The following is a 22,186-nucleotide window of genomic DNA, read 5'->3' on the forward strand; positions in this document are numbered from 1 at the left end:
CTAGTCCCCATAGCGGATGCGCGGGTCGATCGCGGCGTAAAGCATGTCGACGGTGAAGTTTGCGACCACCACGACCACGGCGATCAGCATCACGAGATTCTGGACGATCGGGTAATCGCGCCAGCGCAGCGCCTCGACCAGGAAGCGGGCGACGCCGGGAATATTGAACACGGTTTCGGTGACGATCAGCCCGCCGATCAGGAACGCCGCCTCGATGCCGATCACGGTAATGACCGGTAGGATGGCGTTCTTCAGCGCGTGGCGATAATTGACCGACGCCTCGGAAGCGCCCTTGGCGCGCGCGGTGCGGATGTAGTCCTGCCGCAGGATTTCCAGCATCGAGGACCGCGTGATGCGCATGGTCAGCGCGGCGCTGCGAAAGCCGACCGCCATTGCGGGGACGGCATAGATCGCGAAGGCCTCGGTCCAGGTCTTTGGATTCGGATTGTAGATCGGCATGCTGCCGAACAGCGAGACCGAGGCCATCAGGATCAACAGCCCGAGCCAGAAGGAAGGCAGCGACAGGCCGCTCAGGCTGACGACGCGCAAGGTATAGTCGAGCCGCGAACCCTGATGGACTGCGCTGAGAACCCCTAGGGGAATGCCGATGGAAGCGGAGAACAGCAGCGCCAGCGCCGCCAGCCGCGCGGTGATCGGAATGCGCGGCAGGATCTCCTGCAGCGCCGGCTTTTCCGACACGTAGGAATAGCCGAGATCGCCGTGCAGCAGCCCGCCGATCCAGTTCAGATATTGCTGGTAGATCGGCAGGTTGAGGCCAAGCTCCTTTTCCAAATTGGCCTTGTCGGTGGGATCGACGAAGCCGGCGGCGTCGAACAGGATGTCGACGATGTTGCCGGGGACGACGCGCAGCAGCACGAAGATGATGATCGAGATCCCGACCAGGGTCACGAGCATCAATGCGAGGCGTCGCACGATATAAGCAAACACCTGGCGGTTTCTCCCTGGCAGGCTGGCGGAACTGATTCCGCGGCTGGACTTACTTGTCCATCCAGACGTCTTCGTAACGATAGCCGTTATAGGAGCTGTTCACCATGATGGTGATGCCCTTGACGTAAGGCTGCCAGCAGGAGCCGTTCCGGCTATGGTATATGATCGGCCTCGCCACATCTTCCTGAAGCTTCTTGTCGATCTCCCAGACCAGCTTCTTGCGCTTGGCAACATCCTTCTCGACCGACTGCTGATCGAACAGTTTTTCGATCTCCTTGTTGCAGTAGTTGGTGTAGTTGCGCTCCGACCCGCAGGAATAGTTCTCGTAGAACGACTGGTCGGGATCGTCGACGGCGTTGCCGGTGAGGTTGAGGCCGAGCGCGTAGTCCTTGCGCGCGACCTTCGGGAACCATTGCGCGGTGTCGACGACGTCGAGTTCGCCATCGATGTAGATGCTCTTGATCTGGTCGATCAGGATCACGGCGGGATCGCGGTAAATCGGAATGTTGCGCGTGGCGACCTTGACGGCGAGGCGCTTGTCCGGGCCGTAGCCCGCCTTCTGCATCAATTTACGCGCCTCTTCCCGGTTGGCGTTGATGTCGGGGCCGTAGCCCGGGATCGATTCCAGCATTTCCTTCGGCATCGCCCACAATCCGCCCGGCGCAGGCAGCATGGTGCCGCCGATATCGGCCTGCCCCTCGAACAGGATCTGCACGAACGCCTTGCGATCCAGCGCCAGCGCTAGCGCCCGGCGAATGTCCGGATTGTCAAACGGAGGGGAGGACGAGTTGACGATGATGTTGGTCGAAACATTGATCGGCTCGACCACGCAAACCGCGTTCGGCGCCTGCGACTTGACCTCCTTGAGCAGCGGGATCGACACTTCGGTCGGGAACGTCATGTCGAATTTTCCGGAGACAAATCCGAGAATTGCCGTCGAGCGGTTGGTAATGATGGTGAATTCGATGCCGTCGAGATGCGGCAGGCCCTTCTTGAAGTAATCAGGGTTCTTCGTGAGCTTGATCGACTCGTTGGCCTTGAACTCGACGAATTTGAACGGGCCGGTGCCGATCGGCTTGGTGCGCATGTCGGCCGGAGAGACGTGGCAGGGGTAAACCGGCGTGTAGCCCGAGGCGAGCAGCGACAGCAACGCCGGCTGCGGCCGCTTCAATTCGAAGGACGCTTCGAAATCGCCGTTGACGGTCACGTCACTGACCTGATCATACCAGGACTTTCGCGGGTTCTGGCGGAACTTCTGCTGCGATTTGCCCATCACCATGTCGAAGGTGCATTTGACGTCGGCCGACGTGAACGGCTTGCCGTCATGCCATTTGACGCCCTGCTTCAGCTTGAAGGTCAGTTTCTTGCTGTCGCTGCTCCAGGCCCAGCTCTCCGCGAGATCGGGGACAATCGAATCCACGCTGTTCTGCGCCACGTCCTGCTTGAAGACGACGAGGTTGTTGAAAACCGGCATGAAGGGAATGTTGATCGAATAGGTCGCGCCTTCGTGGATCGAGGCGCTGCCCGGGCTGTCGCGGTGATAGACCCTGAGGATGCCGCCCTGTTTCGGCTCGCCGGCCGATGCAACGTCAAAAGCCGGCAGCGATAACAATGCCGCGACAACAAGCGCTTGCACGCTCCGCATGATCCCCTCCACATTTTTCGGTCTCAGCCGGCCGATTGGTATCGAGGATACCATGGCGCGGCGTTGGAGCAACCTGCCAAGCCAATGCGAGGATCGGCAATTCGGACTAATCGAAATCCGCGTGGCGGAACGCGCGCGCTGCTTGGCCCATTTGCTGCGAATCGGCAGGTTCGTTGCAGCGCAGCCGCTGCGTCGGCGCTCGCGCCGTAATGTCTCGCCTGATGATGCACTGCACCACCACGCCTCATGTTTGCGTTCGATTTGCGTGCCGGCCTCATACGATCCGCGAGGTCTTGTTGCCCCAGTAACGATCGCGCAACAGGCGTTTGTAGAGTTTTCCGGTCGGAAGCCGCGGCAATTCCGCTTCGAAATCGATCGAGCGCGGCACTTTCTGGCGGGACAGGGACCCGCTGCAGAAGGCGATCAGCTCGTCGGCCAGCTCCTGCCCCGGCGAAACGCCCGGCATCGGCTGCACCACCGCTTTCACCTCTTCGCCGAGATCCGGATTGGGCACGCCGAACACCGCCGCGTCCGCGATCTTGGGATGGGTGATCAGGAGGTTCTCGCATTCCTGCGGATAGATGTTGACGCCGCCGGAGATGATCATGAAGGTCGCGCGATCGGTCAGATAGAGATAGCCGTCTTCGTCGACATAGCCGACGTCGCCGACCGTGCTCATGCTGCCGTCGGCCGAGCGGGCCTCCCGGGTCTTGCCCGGATCGTTGAAATACTCGAACGGCGTGGCGGTCTTGAACCACACCGTGCCCGCTGTGCCGACCGGGCAGGGCTGCATGTTCTCGTCGAGAATATGCAGATCGCCGAGCAGCACCCGGCCCACGGTGCCGCGGTGGGCCAGCCATTCCTCGCTATTGCAGGAGGTGAAGCCGAGCCCTTCGGTGGCGCCGTAATATTCATGGATGATCGGTCCCCACCATTTGATGATGTCGTCCTTCACCGCCGCGGGGCAGGGCGCGGCGGCGTGGATCGCGATTTCGAGGGATGACAAATCATGGCGGGCGCGCACCTCTTGCGGCAGTTTCAGCATGCGCGAGAACATCGTCGGCACAAGCTGGGTATGCGTGACGCTCCATTTCGGAATCAGTGCGAGATATTGTTCGGGATCGAACCGTTCCATGATGATGGCGGTGCCGCCCATCTTGATCGTGAGGTTGACGGCCGCCTGCGGCGCCGAGTGGTAGAGCGGCGCCGGCGACAAATAGATCATGTCCTCGCGGTACTGCCAGATCTTCACCAGGAAATCGAACAGCGGCAATTGCTGGTCGGCCGGCAGTTCCGGCAACGGGCGCAAAATCCCCTTCGGCCGGCCGGTGGTGCCGGAGGAATAGAGCATCGCGGTGCCGACGCATTCATCTGATATCGGCGTGTGCGGCAAGTCAGCCGTTACTTCTTGCAGGCCAACGATGCGGTCGCTTTCGCCGTCACCATCGGCGACGATGCAAAGCTCTACCTGCGGGCATTCCTTCAGCGCCTCACGCGCGACATCGAGTTTTTCCCTGGATGTGATGAGGATGCGCGACTGGCTGTTGGTCAGGATATAGGCGAGCTCGCTCGCGGTGAGGTAAGAGTTCACGCAGGTGTAATAGAGGCCCGAGCGTTCGCCGGCGCCGCAGGATTCCAGATAGCGGCTGTTGTTCTCCATGAAGATCGAATAGTGATCGAGCCGCTTCAGGCCGCGGTTGCGAAGCAGATGCGCCAGCCGGTTGGAGCGCGCCTCCAGCTCGCGATAGGTAACGGTCTCGCCGGTATCAGCCATGATGAAGGCGGGCTGTAGCGGACGAAGATGAACGTGCTTGCCGGTGTACATTGTCGTTCTGGTCTCCCTAGGCGGCCAACTCGAGAATTTCGCGAACCTGTGCCGGCCCCTCGATCTTGCGCGGATTGCGCGGCACCCAGGGCGTTGCCATCGCCTGTTGTGCGATACGGTCGAAATGCTCAGGTCCAACTTTGACCTCGCGCAGGCTGCGCGGCATGCCGAGGTTACGAATGAAGGCGTCGAGCACGTCGCCGGCGTCCTCGTTCGGGTGTCCCATCGCGGCTGCGACCTGCGCCTGCCGGTCGGCGTTGACAGATTTGTTCCAGCGCATCACCGACGGCAGCATGACGCAGGAGGTGTAACCGTGCGGCACGCCGAATTCCGCGCCGAGCACGTAGCCGATGCCGTGGCTGGCGCCCATCGGCACGCCCGAGGCCAGCGGTCCGGTCGAAAGCCAGGTGCCGATCTGGCAATCCATCCTCGCGTCGAGGTCTTTGGCGTCGGCCTTCACCCGCGGCAGCGCCTGCGCCAGCATCGACAGCCCCATCAGCGCCTGGGCGTCGCCGTAAGGATGCGCCTCGCGCGCGCAGATGCCCTCGACGCAATGATCGACGGCGCGGATGCCGGTCGAGAGCCACAGCCATTCCGGGGTGTGCTGGCTAAGCCAGGGATCGAGAATCACCGCGCGCGGCATCAGCAGTGGATGGCGCAGGCCTTCCTTGACCTTGGTGTTCTCGTTGGTGACTCCAGCCGCGGCTGAGAACTCGCCGCCGGCAATCGTCGTCGGTACGCTGATCTGGCGCACCGTCGGGGCGGTGAGCTGCGGCGAGGCGCCGCGACCGGCCCTGATCCTGTCGATGTCGTCAGGATGGCGGATATCGTTGGCGAGGCAAAGCTGCACCGCCTTGGCGCCGTCGGTAATCGAGCCGCCGCCGATGGTAACGATGAGATCGGCATTCGCGGCGCGAGCCTGTTCGCTGGCGGCAATGACGGCCGCGCGCGGCGTGTGCGGCGGCATGGCATCGAAGGTGCCTGCGCAGCGCGGCCCCAGCCCGCGGCGAATGTTCTCGATTTCATCGGTTTCGCGGTTCAGCGTGCCGCTGACCATCAGGAAGGCGCGTGTGGAGCCGAGCCGGATCAACTGCTCGACGAGCGCCTCGGATGCCGGCCGTCCGAACACGACCTCATCCATCGCGCCGAATACGACACGCCCTTTGTGCACGCTTGTCCTCCCCGGACATTTTTGTTTGGCCCTTGTTGCGAGCCTTGGCGGCAAGGTTAGCGGAGGAAATTGGCGGCGTCATGCCCGAAGATGATGCGGCCCGGATGGAGCGAAGCGAAATCCGGGATGGAGTTGGGGTGATCCCGGATATCGCGGAGCCTATCATCACTGTGCGCGCCCCGCGACGAGCGCAATTGCGCTCGCACAGTGATGACAGGCTCCGCGATGTCCGGAAACGGTGTTAGAGCAACCCCGGATTTCGCTTCGCTCCATCTACGAAGCTGGTTTGCCCGTCGGCTATTTCGATGCAACTTGCCGCGGTCATTCCGGGGCCGACGTAACGCCTTCGCGTCACGTTTTCGTCATCGGCCAGCGGTTAGCTGAGCGCTCGCCGCAACGGTTCCGCCGTCATCGCAGTGCAAAAAACATGAGATCCGCATAGAGCGGCGCGTTGGCTACGCGGATGCATAACGATTGTGCTTGATCCCGCCGGGTTCTTGACGAGACTGGGAACCGATCACATCTGTGGCCTCCGCCATAAGTTCCACGGCGGCTTTCATCCATCAGGGATGTCGAGAGGGGAGATGGGGTTTGACTGCAACTGAGCAATTGAAACGTCCGGTTTTGCCGGCGGGGGTCGACATTCGCTCACCTCGTAGCCTCAAATGGTTGACCCCGCTGCTGGCGCTGGCGCTGTCGGCCTGCGGCGACAAGCCGGCGCAACAGGCGGCCCCCGCGGCGCCTGCCGTCACGGTCGCGCAGCCGGTGAAGCGCACCGTCACGGATTGGGATGAGTTCACCGGGCGGTTCGAGGCAATTCAGGAAGTCCAGGTTCGCGCCCGCGTCGGCGGTTTCGTCACCAGCGTCGAATTCCGAGACGGCTCCATCGTGCGCGCGGGCGATCTGCTTTATGTGATTGACGCCCGTCCGTTCGAGGCGGTCGCCGAGCAGGCCGATGGCCAGTTGGCGGACGCACGTGCGAGGGCCGAACTTGCCAGGCGTGAGCTCGACCGCGCGCTGACGCTGAACCAGACGCAAGCCGTGTCCGATTCGATCGTCGACCAGCGCCGGCAGACCCTGCAGGCGGCGCGCGCCGCGGAAATGCAGGCCGAAGGCGCGCTCAAGGCCGCCAAGCTCAATATCGAGTTCAGCCATGTGATGGCGCCCATCACCGGCCGGGTGAGCCGTCATCTGGTCACGCCGGGCAATCTCGTGCAGGGCAGCGAGGGCGGCGCGACGCTGCTCACCTCGATCGTCTCGCTCGATCCGATCTACATCTATTTCGACGTCGACGAGGCGACCTACCTGCGAAACAGCCGGCTCTGGTTCGAAGGCAAGCGCCCGAGTTCGCGCGATACGCCGAACCCGGTCGAGGTGACGCTGACCGGCGGGACCAAGCCCTCGCATGAGGGCAAGATGGATTTCCTCGACAACCGCCTGGATGTCTCGACCGGGACGCTGCGCAGCCGCGCCGTCATCCAGAACAAGGATCTCTCGATCCTGCCCGGCCAGTTCGGCCGGGTTCGGATCATCGGCAGCGCGCCCTATGAGGCGCTGCTGCTGCCGGACACGGCTGTCGCGACCGACCAGTCGCGGAAGATCGTTTTCGTCGTCAAGGACGACAATACGGTCGAGGCAAAGCCGGTGACGCTTGGGCCGCTCGATGAAGGCCTGCGCGTGATCCGTGAGGGCCTGAAGCCGGAAGACCGCGTCATAATCGACGGTCTGCAACGGGCGCGGGTGGGGGCAAAGGTCACCCCGCGGCCCGGCGACATCAAGCCGGCCGGTGCCAAGACATGAATCTCGGCCGGCTCTCCATCAACCAGCCCATTTTGGCGATGGTGCTGTCGATCGTGCTGCTGATCGTCGGCGCGATCGCCTATACGACGCTGCCGGTTTCGGAATATCCGCAAGTGGTGCCGCCGACGGTGACGATCACCACACAATATCCCGGCGCCTCCGCGCAGACCGTCTCCGATACGGTCGCCGCTCCGATCGAGCAGGAGATCAACGGCGTCGAGGACATGCTGTATCTCTACAGCCAGGCCACCTCGAACGGACAGTTGACGATCACGGTCACGTTCAAGCTCGGCACTGATTTGGACAAGGCGCAGGTGCTGGTGCAGAACCGCGTCGCGATCGCGCAGCCGCGGCTGCCCGAAGAGGTGCAGCGCAACGGCGTCGTCACCCGCAAGAACAGCCCCGACATATTGATGGTCGTGTTCATGCTGTCGCCGGACGACACGTTCGACCAGCTCTATATCTCGAACTACGCGCTGTTGCAGGTCCGTGACCAGTTGCTCCGGCTCGACGGCGTCGGCGACATCCAGATTTTCGGCGCGCGCGACTATTCGATGCGGCTGTGGCTCGATCCGGACAAGATCTCCACGCTGGGCCTGACCGCCGGCGAGGTGGTGGCGGCGATCCGCTCGCAAAACGTGCAGATCGCGGGCGGGCAGATCGCGGAACCCCCGATTGCCGACCGCGCCTTCTCGCCGAATCTCACCTTTACCGGCCGCCTGAAGGACCCGAAACAGTTCGAGGAGATCGTGGTCAAGGCCGGCGCCGACGGGCGCACGGTCAAGCTGCGCGACGTCGCGCGGATCGAACTCGGCGCGCTGGCCTATTCGACCAACAGCTTCCTGCTGCGGAAATCCGCCGTCGCCATGCTGGTGACCCAGCGGCCCGGCTCCAATGCGCTCGCGACCGCCAAGGGCATTTCGAACACCATGGAGCGGCTGAAGGCGAGCTTCCCGAAAGGGCTCGACTACAATATCGGCTACAATCCGACCGAATTCATCGCACAGTCCGTCAGCGAGCTGATCAAGACGATCTACGAGGCGATGGCGCTGGTCGTGATCGTGGTGCTGGTGTTCTTGCAGGGCTGGCGGCCCGCCATCATTCCGATCATCGCGATCCCGGTGTCGCTGGTCGGCACCTTTGCCGTGATGGCAGCATTGGGATTCTCGATCAACAATCTCACGCTGTTCGGCCTCGTGCTCGCGGTGGGCATCGTGGTCGACGATGCGATCGTGGTGGTCGAAAACGTCGAACGCCATCTCGAGCACGGCATGAACCGGCGTGACGCCGCGCTTCGCACCATGCAGGAGGTCGGCAGCGCACTGGTTTCGATTGCGCTGGTGTTGTGCGCGGTGTTCGTCCCGACGGCGTTCCTTGGCGGCATCTCCGGGCAGTTCTTCCAGCAGTTTGCCGTCACTATTGCGGTCGCGACCGCAATTTCCTGCTTCTGCTCGCTGACGCTGTCGCCGGCGCTGGCCTCGCTGATCCTGCAGCCGCACGAGGACAAGAGGCCGCCGGCACGCTGGAATTTCATCGCCCGCGGCTGGGGTGCTTTTACCGGCGTCTTCAATCGCGGCTTCGATCGGTTGGCACACGGCTATGCCAGCGCGGCCGATTTCGTGATCCGGCATTCGGTGGTGATGTTGCTGGTGTACGTGGCGCTGATCGGCGGCGCCGGATGGCTGTTGATGACAACGCCGCAAGGTTTCATCCCGGCGCAGGATCGCGGTTATGTCATTGTCTCCGTGCAATTGCCGGGCGCGGCGTCGCTGGCGCGCACCACCGAAGTGGTCCGCGAGATCGAGCGCATTGCGCTGGATACGCCCGGTATCGTTCGTGTAGCTGCCTTCGCCGGCTTCTCGGGTGCAACCCGAACGCAGGCAAGCAATGCCGCCGCGCTATTTCCCGTATTCGAAGATCCGGAAGAGCGCCACAAGAAGGGACTTTCCGCAGGCGCGATCGCCAACAATCTGCGCAGCCGGCTGGCGAGCATCCAAGGTGCCTTCATCATCGTCATCCCGCCGCCCGCGGTACCCGGCATCGGCACCGGCGGCGGCTTCACCATGCGGATTCAGGACCGCCAGGGCCGCGGCTCCGAGATGCTTGCCGCGGCGACGGGTGAACTGGTCGGTGCGGCGAGCAAGGTGCCGGGCCTGACACAGGTGTTCTCCACTTTTGCGGCCAACACGCCGCAACTGTTCGTCGACATCGACCGCGTCAAGGCTCAGAAGCTCGGCGTGCCGATTGCGAACATCAACGATACGATCCAGACCTATTTCGGCTCGTCCTATGTCAACGATTTCAATCTGTTCGGCCGCACCTACCGCGTCACGGCGCAGGCCGATCTGCCGTTCCGGAAGGAGACATCCGATCTCGCACGCCTGCGCACCCGCAACGCCGCCGGCGACATGGTGATGCTCGGCAGCGTCGTGAGTTTCAGCGACATCTCCGGCCCCGACCGCGTCGCGCGCTACAATCTCTACCCCGCGTCCGAGCTGCAGGGCGAGACGCTGCCAGGCACGAGTTCGGCGACCGCGATCGACATCATGAAGAAGTTGACCGAGGAGACGCTGCCGAGCGGCTTCTCGTTCGAATGGACCGACCTGTCCTATCAGCAGGTCACCGGCGGCAACACCGGCCTTTACGTGTTTCCGATCTGCGTGCTGTTCGTGTATCTCGTGCTGGCAGCACAATACGGCTCGTGGAGCCTGCCAATCGCGGTCATCCTGATCGTGCCGATGTGTCTGCTCGCCGCCACCATCGGCGTGCGGATCATGGGGCAGGACGTCAATATCCTGACCCAGATCGGTTTCGTGGTGCTGGTAGGGTTGGCGGCCAAGAACGCCATTCTCATCGTCGAGTTCGCGCGCGATATCGAGCTCGAAGGCAAGCCGCGGCTGGAGGCCGTGATCGAAGCCTGCCGGCTGCGGTTGCGGCCGATCCTGATGACGTCGTTCGCCTTCATCCTCGGCGTGCTCCCGCTGGTGATCTCCTCGGGCTCCGGCTCGGAGATGCGTCAGGCGGTGGGGGTCGCCGTGTTCTTCGGCATGCTCGGCGTTACGCTGTTCGGCCTGATCTTCACGCCGATCTTTTACGTCATCGTGCGGAATCTCGCGGACGGGAAGGGCAAGAAGCCGGCGGCGGCGTGAGTGGCGGATCCGTTCATTACCGTCGTCATTCCCCGGTGGGCAATTGCGCACCAGGAATGACGGATGAGGCGTGGCGCGCGCCTTGCCTTCAAGGGTTCCCCATACTTTTGGCTGATCCGAAATGGATGGGCAGTCGTGGGGTTATTGAATAGTGTTGCCGGGTTCCTCTGGCAAAAAATTCCGGGAGAAAAAAATGAAGTCGGGATTGTTAGCCGCCGTTGCGGTGGGTGGTGTTTTGCTCGCCGCGCCCGCATCGGCGCAGGGCGTCAAGATCGGTATTCTGAACGATCAGTCCGGGGTCTACGCCGATTACGGCGGCAAGTGGTCGTTCGAGGCCGCCAAGATGGCGATCGAGGATTTCGGCGGCGAGGTGCTGGGCCACAAGATCGAGATCGTTTCCGCCGATCACCAGAACAAGCCGGATCTCGGCACGGCCATCGCGCGGCGCTGGTATGAGGTCGAAGGCGTCGACATGATCACCGAACTGACGACTTCCTCGGTCGCGCTTGCGATCCACGATCTCTCCAGGCAGATGAAGAAGATCGACATCGTCGTGGGTGCGGCGACCTCGCGCCTCACCGGCGATGCCTGCCAGCCCTATGGATTCCACTGGGCCTACGACACGCACGCGCTGGCCTACGGCACCGGCGGCGCGCTGGTGGAGTCCGGCGGCGACAGCTGGTTCTTCATGACCGCGGACTACGCTTTCGGCCACGCGTTGGAAAAAGACACCGGCGATTTCGTCAGGGCCAAGGGCGGCAAGGTGCTGGGCGCGGTCCGCATTCCCCTGAACTCGTCGGACTTCTCGTCGTTCCTGCTGCAGGCGCAGAGCTCGAAAGCCAAGATCATCGGTCTCGCAAATGCCGGTCTCGACACCACCAACTCGATCAAGCAGGCGGCGGAATTCGGCATCGTCAAGAGCGGCCAGAAGCTTGCCGGCCTGCTGCTGACGCTGGCCGAAGTCCATGGCCTCGGGCTTGAGGCCGCCCAAGGCCTGGTGCTGACGGAAGGCTATTACTGGGACCGCGACGCCAAGAGCCGCAACCTCGCCGAACGTTTCTTCAAGCGTACCGGCCGCATGCCGAACATGATCCAGGCCGGCACCTATTCGGCGACGCTGCAATATCTGAAGGCGGTCAAGGCGGCAGGCACCAAGGACACCGAGGCGGTGGCGAAGAAGCTGAAGGAGCTTCCGGTGGACGACGACTTCGCGCAAGGCGGCAAGGTGCTGGAAAACGGCCGCATGGTGCACGACCTCTATCTGTTCGAGGTCAAGAAGCCGACGGAGTCGAAGAAGCCGTGGGATTACTACAAGCAGCTTGCCGTGGTGCCTGGAGACAAGGCGTTCCCGGCGGCGAAGGATTCCGGCTGCCCGCTGGTGAAGTAGGTCTTTTCGTCGTCCCTGCGAACGCACTAGGGTTTCTACACGTCTGGCGCGACAGATTGACTCGGTGGGTCATGATGTTATCCCGCGTTTGCGGTTTGTATGATTCTGTTTCTGACGCTTTGATTCGAAGGAGCGTCGGAGATGGAGCACGAGCCGGATTTGTCACTGGGTGAGTTTGGCGACGTTCGCCTCGATAAAAGGGGGCGGCGTTTGTGCAGGCTATGCTTTGCACGCGCAGTGTCTGCTTGCGCCGGATGGCGCAGGGTGACTGGGCCGCGTACATGGCGTACTGGCGGTTCGTGAACAATCCGCAAGTCACGACCGATCGACTGATTGAAGGCTGGAGCAGGCAGACGGCGACCGTGGTCGGCGGGCGTCATGTGCTGGCGATCCAGGACACCAGCGAGGTCAAGTTTCAGACGCGGCAGGGATGTCGGCGTGGACTGGGCAAAGTCGGCAAAGGCAATGCCCGCGGCGTGTTGCTGCATGCCATGATAGCGGTCGATGCCGACAGCGGGGCCTGTCTCGGTCTCACCGGCGGCAAGGTGTGGACGCGCAGGGGCAAAGTTAAGACCCCTCACGACGAGCGGGAGTTGGCCAACAAGGAGTCGGCGCGCTGGGTTACGACGGCTGAGCAGGGCTGCGAGGTTCTGGCTGCGGCGCGCATGATCACCGTCATCAATGACCGTGAAGGGGAGTTCTTTGCGCACTGGGCGCTGACGCCCGGCGACAACGTCCACCTGCTGACGCGGGCTATGCATGATCATGCGCTGGCCGACGGCGGAACCCTTTATCAAGCGGTGGAGCGAGTTCGCTTCTGCGACAAGGCGGTGATCGATCTGCCGCAGCGGATGGATCGCCACGGTCGCCAAGCCCATCTCTCGCTGCGCTTTGGAACCGTCGTGCTTAAGCGGCCGGCGCGACCCGGCGTGAAGGAACTGCCTGAAGGCGTCAAAGTCAGCTTCGTGGAAGTCGTCGAGTTGCACCCCCCGAAGGGGGCTGAGCCCGTTCATTGGCTGCTCTTGACCACTCATTCGATCGCCAATGCGGCCGATGCTTGGCGGATCGTCTCCTGGTACAAGCAGCGCTGGATCATCGAACAGCTCTTTCGCTCGTTGAAGAACCAGGGCTTGCGAATCGAGGACAGTCAGCTCGAAAGCGCCGAGGCCCTGATCAAGCTCGTGACGATCGCTACTAAAGCGGCATGTATCGTCATTCAACTCGTTCAGGCCCGCAATGGTGGCGAACAATTGTCGGTCAAATGCGCCTTCACCCCCGAAGAAATCGAAGCACTTGCCGCCATCAACAAAACCATGAAAGGCAGGACCGAGCTTCAGAAGAACCCGCATCGCCCCCACACGCTTCAGTGGGCGGCATGGATCATCGCCAAGCTCGGCGGATGGACCGGCTACGCCTCGCATCGGCCACCCGGACCAATCACATTTCACAACGGAATGGCTCGCTTCCAAATCATCGTCGCTGCCAGAGCCATCGAAAATGTGTAGAAACGCTAGTGCGAACGCAGGGACCCATAACCACAGGCGCTCGTTGTTAAGGCGAGCGTCTGATATTCTGCCTTATCGATATGCCGCGGCGTATGGGTCCCTGCGTTCGCAGGGACGACGTGGGGATGGAGTTCGCCTCAATCCTCACGCCTGCACCAGCCGCCATACGATCGCGCCGAACGCGCCGACCCACAGCGCGATCGTCGCCAGCGCCTGGATCGCAAAACCCAGGCTGCGGTCCTTGACCGCCCTGGCGTAGCCGAGCACGTAGAGAATCCGGCCGATCGCCCAGACCAGCCCGATGGCGGCCGCGATGCCATCGCCGATATAGATTGCGAACAGCCACAGCGACGGCAGGAAGATCGGCAGCCATTCCAGCGTGTTCATCTGCGCGCGAAACACGCGCTCGAAATCCGGATTGTCCGAAATGGCCGGCAGCTTGACGCCGAACTTGCCGCGCGCCCGCGACACCAGGATGGACGAGTAGAAGTAGACCAGGACCGCCAGCAACGTGACGAGCGCGGTGAAATGATACATCGCTGAAATTCCCCTGTTTCGTGCGAGCGCTTAATAGCCCGTCATTTCCAGATAGCCCACCCCGGAATGGCTGCCGGCAAAGCGGATCGGGCCTTCCCAATAGGGAAAGCTGGTGCCCATCCAGCTTCTCGGATTGAGCGGCGTACATTCAATCGACAGCGCCTTCCTTGGAATGGCGATACGCCATGTCGTCGGAATCTTCCGTTTCCCGATCTCGGTGAAGCTCAGTGGTGTCATCATGATATCGGCGGAGGCGAGTTGTTCGGCCGTGCCGTCGGGCGCGATCCATTTGCCGGAGCCATAATGCTGGCCGTCGATCTGGCGCATCCGGTACAGCATCAGCTTATCGCCGGAATTGAAATGCAGCGAGAGCCAGTCCCATCCGCTTTGATCGGAGGCCAGCGGCTGGCTGCTCCACTCACGATCGAGCCAGGCCATCCCGGTGACGTCGACGGGCTTGTCGTCGATGGTGAGAATGCCCTTCGCCGTATAATGCGGCTGGCTGTAGTAATACGAAGCTTGTTCGCGCAGCGATTTGCGGCTGTAGCCGCCGTCGCCCTGCAGCACCAGCGGCCGCTCCGCATCGAGGCGCAGCGCGTAACTGAAATCGGCGCCCGATGCTTTCAGCACAAGTGGTGCGATATTGTCGTCGTTGACAGGATCGAGCCCGCGCATCTCCCAGGCATCGATCCAGGCGTGAAACGGCTTGGCGTCGACGCCGGCCTGGCCGACCCCGCCGCGCGCGAACGTCTGAGCGAAGCGATGGGTATCGGCGCGGGTGACGGCGGCATGGCCCATCCAGATTTGCTGGTTGGCCCAGCCCTCCTGCGGGCCGCCGGCAGCGATTGCCTGGCGAAACAACGTCCATTGCGCGCCATAGGCCGTGCCATTCGCGTCGGCGAGATTGGCCGTCACATACCACCACTCGATGCGAAATTCCGTATGTGGCCCGTGGTCGGCGGGAAATGCGAACGTCCTGCCGGGGACGACCGACGCAAATCCCTCCGCGCTTTCACCAAGTCCAGCGAAGCCCTGCGCGAGCGCCTTGCCGCCCAATCCTGCGAGCAGCGTGCCACCGATGAAGCCGCGGCGGGTGATCGGGACGCTACCGTTCATTGGCGAATATCCTGATCAGGCTCGTCGGCTGCATGCGCGCCAGCCTGATGACGGGAAGCGCCGCAGCGGCCAGCGCTGCCGCCATCGCCACGCCTGTCAGCCACAGCAGTTGCAGCGGAAAGACATGGAACGGCAACCGCCAGCCGAACGCCTTGACGTTGACGACCGCAAGCAGGCACCACGCGACCAGGAGACCGAGCGGAAGCGCGAAGATGGTGGTGATCAGCGCCACCGACATCGTCTTGAGAAGCTCGATCGCCGCGAGGCGCCGCCGCGTAATGCCGATCGCCCATAGCGGCGCCAGTTGTGGCAGGCGGGAATTGGCAAGCGTCAGCAGGCTCGTCAACAGCGCGACGCCGGCTACCCCAAGCGTGAAGGCGTTCAGCGCGGCGGTCACCGCAAAGGTGCGGTTGAAGATCCGCGTCGATTCCGCCTTCATCGTCGCCTGATCGGCGACATTGCGGTCGTCGAGCGCGAATTTTTCCTGCAGTGCCGATATCAATGCCGGGATATTTGGTGAGGCGACCCGCAATCCCATGCGCGTCAGCGGGATTTCAGGAAAGCGCCGCGTCAACGCGGCGTAGTTCACCGCGATCTGGCCCTTGGGGTTGCCATAATCAGCATAGATGCCGACCACGTCGAGTGCCCAGCTTCCGCCTGACGCGGGCACCTCGATGCGGTCGCCGACCGAAAGGTGCAGGCGCCGCGCCAGTTGTTCGCTGACGAGGGCCGCATTGCCGGGACGAAGCTTGATCCAGGCATTGTCGGCCGATTGCAGCAGCGGCCAGTTGTCGCGATAGGTGGCGTGATCGGGCAGGCCCAGTACCTCGATCGGCGCGCCCGCCAATTGCGTGTCGGCGCGGGCGCCGGGCAGAATCGCCTCGACCTCGGGGCGCTCGCGCAGCCACGCCTTGATCTCGGCTGCCTGGGCGTCGTTGGCGGCGTTGACATAGACATCCGCCGCCAGCCGCCCGTCGAGCCAGACCAGGAACGTACGGCTGAAACTCTCGACCATGGTGGAGACGCCGACATTGACGGATAGTGCGAGCAACAGCGCCATCAAGGCGAGCGACAGTCCGGATAGCTGCTGACGGCTGTCGGCCCAGAACCAGACGCTGACCGGGGTTCGCGCATACCGCTGACCAAGCGACAGCATGAATTCCAGAAACATCGGCAGGATCAGCGCCGCGCCGAGCATCAGCGCCGCGAGCACGGCAAACCCCGAAATCAGGGAATCGCCGAACCAGAGCAGACCGGCCGCGGCCGCGAACGCTGCGAGCGCCAGCGCGCTCTGGTAGGTCAGCCAGCGCCGCTGAGCCTGTTGCCACGCGTAGGGCTGGGCGGTGGCGAGCAGCGGCAGCCGCAGCGCCTTGGTCAGGCTGGCGGCGGCGGCCGCGAGCGCGCCGGCTATGCTGATGGCGATGCCCGCGATCCACCATTGCGGCTTGAGCGTCAGGTGCCCCGGAATCTGCGCGCCATAAAGTCCGCGCAGCGATGCGGCGACGTCGGGCAGCAGCGCACCGGCGATGAAGTAGCCGCATACGAGACCGATCAGCCCCGCGATCAGCGCCAGCGACACCAGCTCAAGCACCAGCACGGCGTTGAGCATCCGCGCCGAGACGCCGCAGGCGCGCAACGTGCGCAGCACCGGCAGCCGCTGCTCGAAGGCAAGCCCGATCGCCGAATTGACGATGAAGAGCCCGACAAAGAATGACAGCAACCCGAACGCGGTCAGGTTCAGGTGAAAACTGTCGGTGAGGCGTTCGAGGTCGCTCTCCGCATCGGGTTCGATCAGGCGAAGCCTGTCGCCGGCAATGCTTTCAAGGGTTGCGCGTCTGGCCGCCGTCTTGCCGATCAGCAGGCGCGAAAGCTGATCCGGCATTTTCAACAGGCCCTGTGCGATGCCGATGTCGACGACCAATACGCCAGGTACGAGATTAGGCTGCACGCGAAGCGGCGGCAGCAACGCGCCGCCATTGGCCTCCGGGCGGGCGCCCTCCGCGAGCTTGAGATCGGAAAGCGTTTCCGGCGCCACCAGCATCGCGCCCGGCGGCGTCATGAAGGATAGCAGATCGGCTCTGCCGATCGCAGGCGCGTTGCCGACTTCCGCGGGCAGCGTCACCGGTTCGATGCCCAGCAGCCGGAACGACCGTCCCTCGATCTGGATGCGGCCTTCGAGCACCGGCGAGACCGGCCAGCCGGCGCGGCGCAAATCGACGAAGAGTTCTTGCGGAAAGCTTGCGCCGCTGCGGGCGACCAGCATGGCGGTGCGCGTGCCGCCAAACGTGGCGGCGGCGCGATCGTAGGAGGTGCGCGCCTGCTGATTGAGCGCCTGAACGCCGCTCCACAGCGCGGTCGCCGAGATCAATCCGATCAGCAGGGTCGCAAGCTGCATCGGATGCCGCCGCCAATGGCTCAGCAATACGGCCAGCGTCCACAGCGCGCGTTTCACGCGATCACCCCGGCATGGAGATTCACCTTCCGGTCGAGCGTGGCGGCGAGCCGTTCGCTGTGGGTCACCATCAGAAAACCGCAGCCGCTGCGCGCCACCAGATCGCGCGCCAGCGCCAGCACCTCGTCGGCGGTGTCCTCGTCGAGATTGCCGGTAGGCTCGTCCGCCAGCAGCAGCAGCGGCTTTACCGCCAGTGCCCGGCCGATCGCGACGCGTTGTTGCTGGCCGCCGGACAATTGCTCGGGATAGCGTTTGAGGAAATTGCTGAGCCCGAGCCGCTCCACCAGTTCGCGGTGCCAGGCCGCGTCATGACGGCCGGCAATGCGCGACTGGAAAACCAAATTGTCTTCCACCGTGAGACTCGGAATCAGGTTGAATTGCTGAAACACCAGGCCGAGCCGGTCGCGGCGCAATTCCGCGCGTCCGGCATCGTTGAGTTCGCAGACCTGTGCATCGGCCAGCCTGATCTCGCCGGCATCGGCTGCATCGAGCCCTGCGATCAGGTGCAGGAGCGTGCTCTTGCCGCTGCCGGATTCACCCGTCAGCGCGACGCTCTCGCCCGCGGCGACCGAGAGGTTCACCCCGCGCAGCACCGCGATCTCTTCGCCGGCCGTGCGGTAGCTCTTGGTCAGGCCGGTCACGTGAAGCACGTTGGGATTGCCGTTGGTCATGCGCGACGATGGACCGATCTGACCATGAAAATCCCCTGACGTGATGGCATGCAACATATCAGGGCGGACGCCCCGGATCACGCCTCAATCGCGCCGCGACGTGATCGTGATCCGGTTGTGGCGCGCGCCTGCCGCAGCAGCCGGCAGTTGCGCAAGCGGCATCCGCGGAAAAATCCGGGTTGCCTTGCCCGCGAGCCCCCTTGTAGCATTGGAACCGGCCGATCCTAAGAGCCAGCAAAGGTAAACGGGGAAACCAGCCATGACCGCGCAGCCGACGCCCAAGGGCGCATGGACAATCACCTTCCTGTTGTTCCTGTTCATGCTGGTGAACTTTGCCGACAAGATCGTGGTCGGCCTCGCCGGCGCGCCGATCATGGACGAACTGAAGCTCTCGCCGGAGCAGTTCGGCTTCCTCGGCTCCTCGTTCTTCATCCTGTTTTCGATCTCGGCCATCGTCGTCGGGTTCATCGTCAACCGCATCGACACCCGCTGGGTGCTGCTCGCGATGGCGGTGATCTGGTCGGTGGCGCAGTTTCCGATGGTCGGCACCGTCGGTTTCACCACGCTCGTGATCTGCCGCATCATCCTCGGCGCGGGCGAGGGGCCGGCCTTCGCGGTGGCGGCGCACGCAGTCTACAAGTGGTTTCCCGACGAGAAGCGAACGCTCCCCACCGCGATTCTCTCGCAGGGCTCGGCGTTCGGCGTGATCCTCGCGGTGCCCGCCCTGAACTGGATCATCGTCAATCATAGCTGGCACTATGCCTTCGGTGCGCTCGGCGTCGTCGGCCTGATGTGGGTGGTGGCGTGGCTGGCGATGGGCAAGGAAGGGCCGCTGGTGCAGACGGTCGCAACGGCGGCTGGCGACCAGCGCGTACCTTACTTCCAGCTTCTGACCTCGCGAACCTTCATCGGCTGCTGCGCCGCGACCTTCGGCGCTTATTGGGCGCTGTCGCTCGGGTTGACCTGGTTCACGCCCTTCATCGTCAAGGGGCTCGGCTTTTCGCAACAGGATGCAGGCTGGGTTTCTGTGCTGCCCTGGGTGTTCGGCGCCACTATCGTGCTGCTGACGGGCTGGATTTCGCAGGTGATGCTGATGCGCGGATACAGCACGCGCGGCGCTCGCGGCGTGCTCGGGTCAGTGCCCCTGATCGTCGGCGGGTCGATCCTGGCGGCGCTGCCGCATGTCAACGGCGCGGGATGGCAGATCGCATTCCTCGTGGTCGGCTCCGGGCTCTGCGGTTCGATCTATGTCGTCTGCCCGCCGATGCTCGGCGAATTCACGCCGGTCCAGCAGCGCGGCGCCGTGCTCGCGATCTACGGCGCGATCTATACGCTGGCGGGATTCATTGCCCCGTTGGTGATGGGCGTCGTGATCCAGAATGCGGCAGTGCCGCTCGACGGCTACATGACCGGCTTCACCATTAATGCGGTAGTGATGGCGGCGTCGGGGCTGCTCGGGCTGTTGCTGCTCTGGCCGAACACGGAGCGCGCAAGGCTGATGCGCGAGGCGGCGGCGCAGCCGAAGTTCGCGTGAGCGGAATGGCCCGCTACAAGCTGCATTGCATAGGTGCCTCGGGCAATTCCTATAAATTGGCGCTCTATCTGAATTGCGCCGGCCTCGACTGGGAGCCGGTGGGGGTCGACTTTGCCGGCGGCCAGACCCGCGATCCGGGCTGGCGGGCAAATATGAACGCGATGGGCGAGGTCCCGGTGCTGGAAGTCGACGGGCAGTTCATGTCGCAGTCGGGCGCGATCCTGATCTGGCTCGCGGAAACCACCGGCAAGTTTGCGCCCGGCGCTGACCAGCGATACGAGGCCTTGCGCTGGATCATGTTCGATAATCACAAGTTCACGAACAATCATGCGATGCACCGGTTTCAGAGGTCATTCATGCCGGAGCCGGTGCATCCGGCCATCCTGTCGTTCCTGCGCTCGCGTACCGAGGCGAGCTTTGCGATTGCCGAAAAGCATCTCGCCGATCGCGCCTTCATGCTCGGCGACAAGCCGACCATCGTGGACTTTTCCATGGCGGGATATGTGTATTACCCCAAGGAGGAGACCGGCTTCGACATCGCGGCGGCTTTTCCGGCGCTCCATGCCTGGCGCGAGCGCCTCGCGGCGCTGCCGGGCTGGAAACCGCCCTACGAGCTGATGCCGGTGGGATCGGATCTGCGGCTCTCGATGCTCCGACCCGCATAATCCTGCAGCACGGAAACGAACTAACTCGCCGCCGCGTCGAACTGCGGCTTTGAGCCCTGCGCGCCGCGCACCAGCTTGCCGGGACGGGCACCCGTCGCCTTGCCGCTGCGCTGCGTCACCAGGCCGGAGACGATGGTGGCCTCATAGCCGTCGACCTGCTGCATCAGGCGACGGCCGCCGACCGGCAGGTCGTAATGCACTTTCGGTGGATGCAGGTGCAAGCGGTCATAGTCGATCACGTTGACGTCGCCCTTGAAGCCCGGCGCGATCACACCCCGGTCGTAGAGGCCGACCGAGAGTGCGGTCTTGCGCGACTGCGCCGCCACCACGAACGGGATCGACAGCTTTTCGCCGCGGCTGCGGTCGCGCGTCCAGTGCGTCAGCAGATAGGTCGGGAAGCTGGCGTCGCAGATGATGCCGCAATGCGCGCCGCCGTCGGAGAGGCCCGGCACGGCGCTGGGTTCGCGCAGCATCTCATATACGGCATCGAGATTGCCGTCGGCATAATTGAGGAACGGCACATAGAGCATGCCGCGGCCCTCGTCCGTCAGCATCGCGTCGTAGGCGAGCTCTTCCGGCTGCCGGCCCTGGCGGCGGGCTTGCGGGCCGAGCGCATTTTCCGGCGGCTGCTCGTAGTCCGGGGGATTACCGAGCTGATACATCTTGTCGTAGTTTGGCCGGAAGAACAGCGGATCGTCGGTCGCCGTCGCCGTCTCGCTCAGGATGGCGGCGCGCACTTCGGGCCGGCGCAAATGCGTCAGCCGCTCAGCCAGCGGCAGCTTGGCGATCGCGCGGTAGCTCGGATGGGTCTGGAATGGATTGCGCGACAATTCCAGCCCAAGCAGCAGCCCGACGGGACGCGCGGCAATCTGTGTCGTGATCGACAGGCCGCGGGCGGCGGCTTCGTTGATGGTGTCCATCGTCTGGCGCCAGCGTCGCGGCGCCTTGTCGGCTTGGGCTACAGAAAACGAGATCGGGCATTTGGTATTTTCAGCGACCCGCAGCATCATCGGCAGATCTTCGTCGACGGTGCTTTGGTCGAGCACGAATTGCAGCACGCTGCGGCCAACGCCGTGCATCGCGCTGGCGATCGCGGTCAATTCATCTTCGCCCGCTTTCAGCGTCGGTGTGTAGTCGCCGGTCGAGGTGCGGTGGTTGAGGGTGCGCGAGGTCGAGAAGCCAAGTGCGCCCGATCGCACGGCGTCTCCGGCGAGCGCCGCCATCGCCTTGTTGTCCTCAGGCGTTGCGGGATCGCGGCGCGCGCCGCGTTCGCCCATCACGTACACACGCAGCGCCGCATGCGGCAGTTGCGCGCCGATATCCATGTCGAAATTCCGCTTCGACAGCCACTCCATGTAGTCCGGGAAGCTTTCCCAGGCCCAGGGAATGCCGGCGCTCAGCACTGGCTCCGGGATGTCCTCGACGCCCTCCATCAACTGGATCAGCCTGACGTGGTCGGCCGGACGGCAGGGCGCGAAACCGACGCCGCAATTGCCCATGATCGCTGTCGTCACGCCGTTCTGCGACGAGGGCGTGATGTCCTGGCTCCAGGTGACCTGGCCGTCATAATGAGTGTGGACGTCGACGAAGCCCGGCGCAACCAGTTTGCCTTTGGCGTCGATTTCTTCCTTGCCCTTCGCGGCAACCTTGCCGACTTCGGTGATGCGCCCGCCGGAAATCGCCACATCGGCTTCGAACAATTCGCCACCCTTGCCATCGGCAATGGTGCCGCCGCGGATCACGAGGTCGGGGGTCGAGGTCATGGCTTCCATCCCGGTTAT

General features: G+C 63.5%; 15 protein-coding genes. 6 read left to right on the forward strand and 9 right to left on the reverse strand.

Features of this window, described 5'->3' with window-relative positions; translation table 11 throughout:
* The 4 genes from V1286_RS36585 to V1286_RS36600 all read right to left on the reverse strand — a co-directional run bounded on the left by V1286_RS36585 (position 1) and on the right by V1286_RS36600 (position 5,589).
* The gene (locus V1286_RS36585; protein ID WP_334356675.1) at positions 1 to 948 is read right to left on the reverse strand and encodes an ABC transporter permease; all 948 of its coding nucleotides are present in this window, start codon (positions 946 to 948) and stop codon (positions 1 to 3) included.
* Positions 949 to 997: 49 nt separating this feature from the next.
* The gene (locus tag V1286_RS36590) at positions 998 to 2,593 is read right to left on the reverse strand and encodes an ABC transporter substrate-binding protein (RefSeq protein ID WP_334488537.1); all 1,596 of its coding nucleotides are present in this window, start codon (positions 2,591 to 2,593) and stop codon (positions 998 to 1,000) included.
* A 274-nt stretch (positions 2,594 to 2,867) separates the two neighbouring features.
* Entirely contained in the window at positions 2,868 to 4,418 is a 1,551-nt protein-coding gene (locus V1286_RS36595; protein ID WP_334488539.1) for an AMP-binding protein, read from the reverse strand.
* 16 nt (positions 4,419 to 4,434) lie between these two features.
* Positions 4,435 to 5,589 (reverse strand): iron-containing alcohol dehydrogenase, encoded by a 1,155-nt coding sequence (locus tag V1286_RS36600; protein WP_334488542.1) that lies wholly within the window; start codon positions 5,587 to 5,589, stop codon positions 4,435 to 4,437.
* A 642-nt stretch (positions 5,590 to 6,231) separates the two neighbouring features.
* Between V1286_RS36600 and V1286_RS36605 the strand changes: the two genes are divergently transcribed.
* The 4 genes from V1286_RS36605 to V1286_RS36620 all read left to right on the forward strand — a co-directional run bounded on the left by V1286_RS36605 (position 6,232) and on the right by V1286_RS36620 (position 13,430).
* Positions 6,232 to 7,389, forward strand: a complete 1,158-nt coding sequence (locus tag V1286_RS36605) for an efflux RND transporter periplasmic adaptor subunit (RefSeq protein ID WP_417021301.1) — start codon at positions 6,232 to 6,234, stop codon at positions 7,387 to 7,389.
* Positions 7,386 to 10,538 carry an efflux RND transporter permease subunit gene (locus tag V1286_RS36610; RefSeq protein ID WP_334488544.1) on the forward strand — a complete coding sequence of 1,051 codons (3,153 nt, stop codon included), beginning with the start codon at positions 7,386 to 7,388 and terminating at the stop codon, positions 10,536 to 10,538. The genes V1286_RS36605 and V1286_RS36610 overlap by 4 nt, the downstream gene beginning before the upstream one ends.
* 193 nt (positions 10,539 to 10,731) lie before the next feature.
* Positions 10,732 to 11,925: an ABC transporter substrate-binding protein gene (locus V1286_RS36615; protein WP_334488546.1), complete on the forward strand. Its 1,194-nt coding sequence runs from the start codon at positions 10,732 to 10,734 to the stop codon at positions 11,923 to 11,925.
* Between the two features lie 221 nt (positions 11,926 to 12,146).
* Positions 12,147 to 13,430: an IS4 family transposase gene (locus V1286_RS36620; RefSeq protein WP_334489483.1), complete on the forward strand. Its 1,284-nt coding sequence runs from the start codon at positions 12,147 to 12,149 to the stop codon at positions 13,428 to 13,430.
* A gap of 144 nt (positions 13,431 to 13,574) precedes the next feature.
* Here V1286_RS36620 and V1286_RS36625 read toward each other — a convergent pair whose 3' ends face one another.
* The 4 genes from V1286_RS36625 to V1286_RS36640 are packed head-to-tail and all read right to left on the reverse strand — an operon-like array spanning position 13,575 to position 18,206.
* Positions 13,575 to 13,967, reverse strand: coding sequence for an MAPEG family protein (locus V1286_RS36625; protein ID WP_334488549.1), 393 nt, complete (start codon positions 13,965 to 13,967; stop codon positions 13,575 to 13,577).
* Positions 13,968 to 13,997: 30 nt separating this feature from the next.
* A complete protein-coding gene (locus tag V1286_RS36630) occupies positions 13,998 to 15,083 on the reverse strand; it encodes a lipocalin-like domain-containing protein (protein ID WP_334488552.1) in 1,086 nt (361 codons plus the stop codon).
* A complete protein-coding gene (locus V1286_RS36635) occupies positions 15,073 to 17,535 on the reverse strand; it encodes an ABC transporter permease (protein WP_334488555.1) in 2,463 nt (820 codons plus the stop codon). The genes V1286_RS36630 and V1286_RS36635 overlap by 11 nt, the downstream gene beginning before the upstream one ends.
* Positions 17,532 to 18,206, reverse strand: a complete 675-nt coding sequence (locus V1286_RS36640; RefSeq protein WP_334490166.1) for an ABC transporter ATP-binding protein — start codon at positions 18,204 to 18,206, stop codon at positions 17,532 to 17,534. Before V1286_RS36640 ends, V1286_RS36635 begins: the two co-directional genes overlap by 4 nt.
* Positions 18,207 to 18,465: 259 nt before the next feature.
* On the opposite strand from V1286_RS36640, the gene V1286_RS36645 reads away from it, so the two are divergent.
* The gene (locus V1286_RS36645) at positions 18,466 to 19,740 is read left to right on the forward strand and encodes an MFS transporter (protein ID WP_334488558.1); all 1,275 of its coding nucleotides are present in this window, start codon (positions 18,466 to 18,468) and stop codon (positions 19,738 to 19,740) included.
* 5 nt (positions 19,741 to 19,745) lie between these two features.
* Positions 19,746 to 20,405: a glutathione S-transferase family protein gene (locus tag V1286_RS36650; protein ID WP_334490168.1), complete on the forward strand. Its 660-nt coding sequence runs from the start codon at positions 19,746 to 19,748 to the stop codon at positions 20,403 to 20,405.
* Positions 20,406 to 20,425: 20 nt separating this feature from the next.
* On the opposite strand, the gene V1286_RS36655 is transcribed toward V1286_RS36650, so the two are convergent.
* The gene (locus tag V1286_RS36655; RefSeq protein ID WP_334488560.1) at positions 20,426 to 22,168 is read right to left on the reverse strand and encodes an N-acyl-D-amino-acid deacylase family protein; all 1,743 of its coding nucleotides are present in this window, start codon (positions 22,166 to 22,168) and stop codon (positions 20,426 to 20,428) included.
* Positions 22,169 to 22,186 lie beyond the last annotated feature (18 nt).

It is taken from the genome of Bradyrhizobium algeriense (assembly GCF_036924595.1).
Classification (GTDB): domain Bacteria; phylum Pseudomonadota; class Alphaproteobacteria; order Rhizobiales; family Xanthobacteraceae; genus Bradyrhizobium; species Bradyrhizobium algeriense.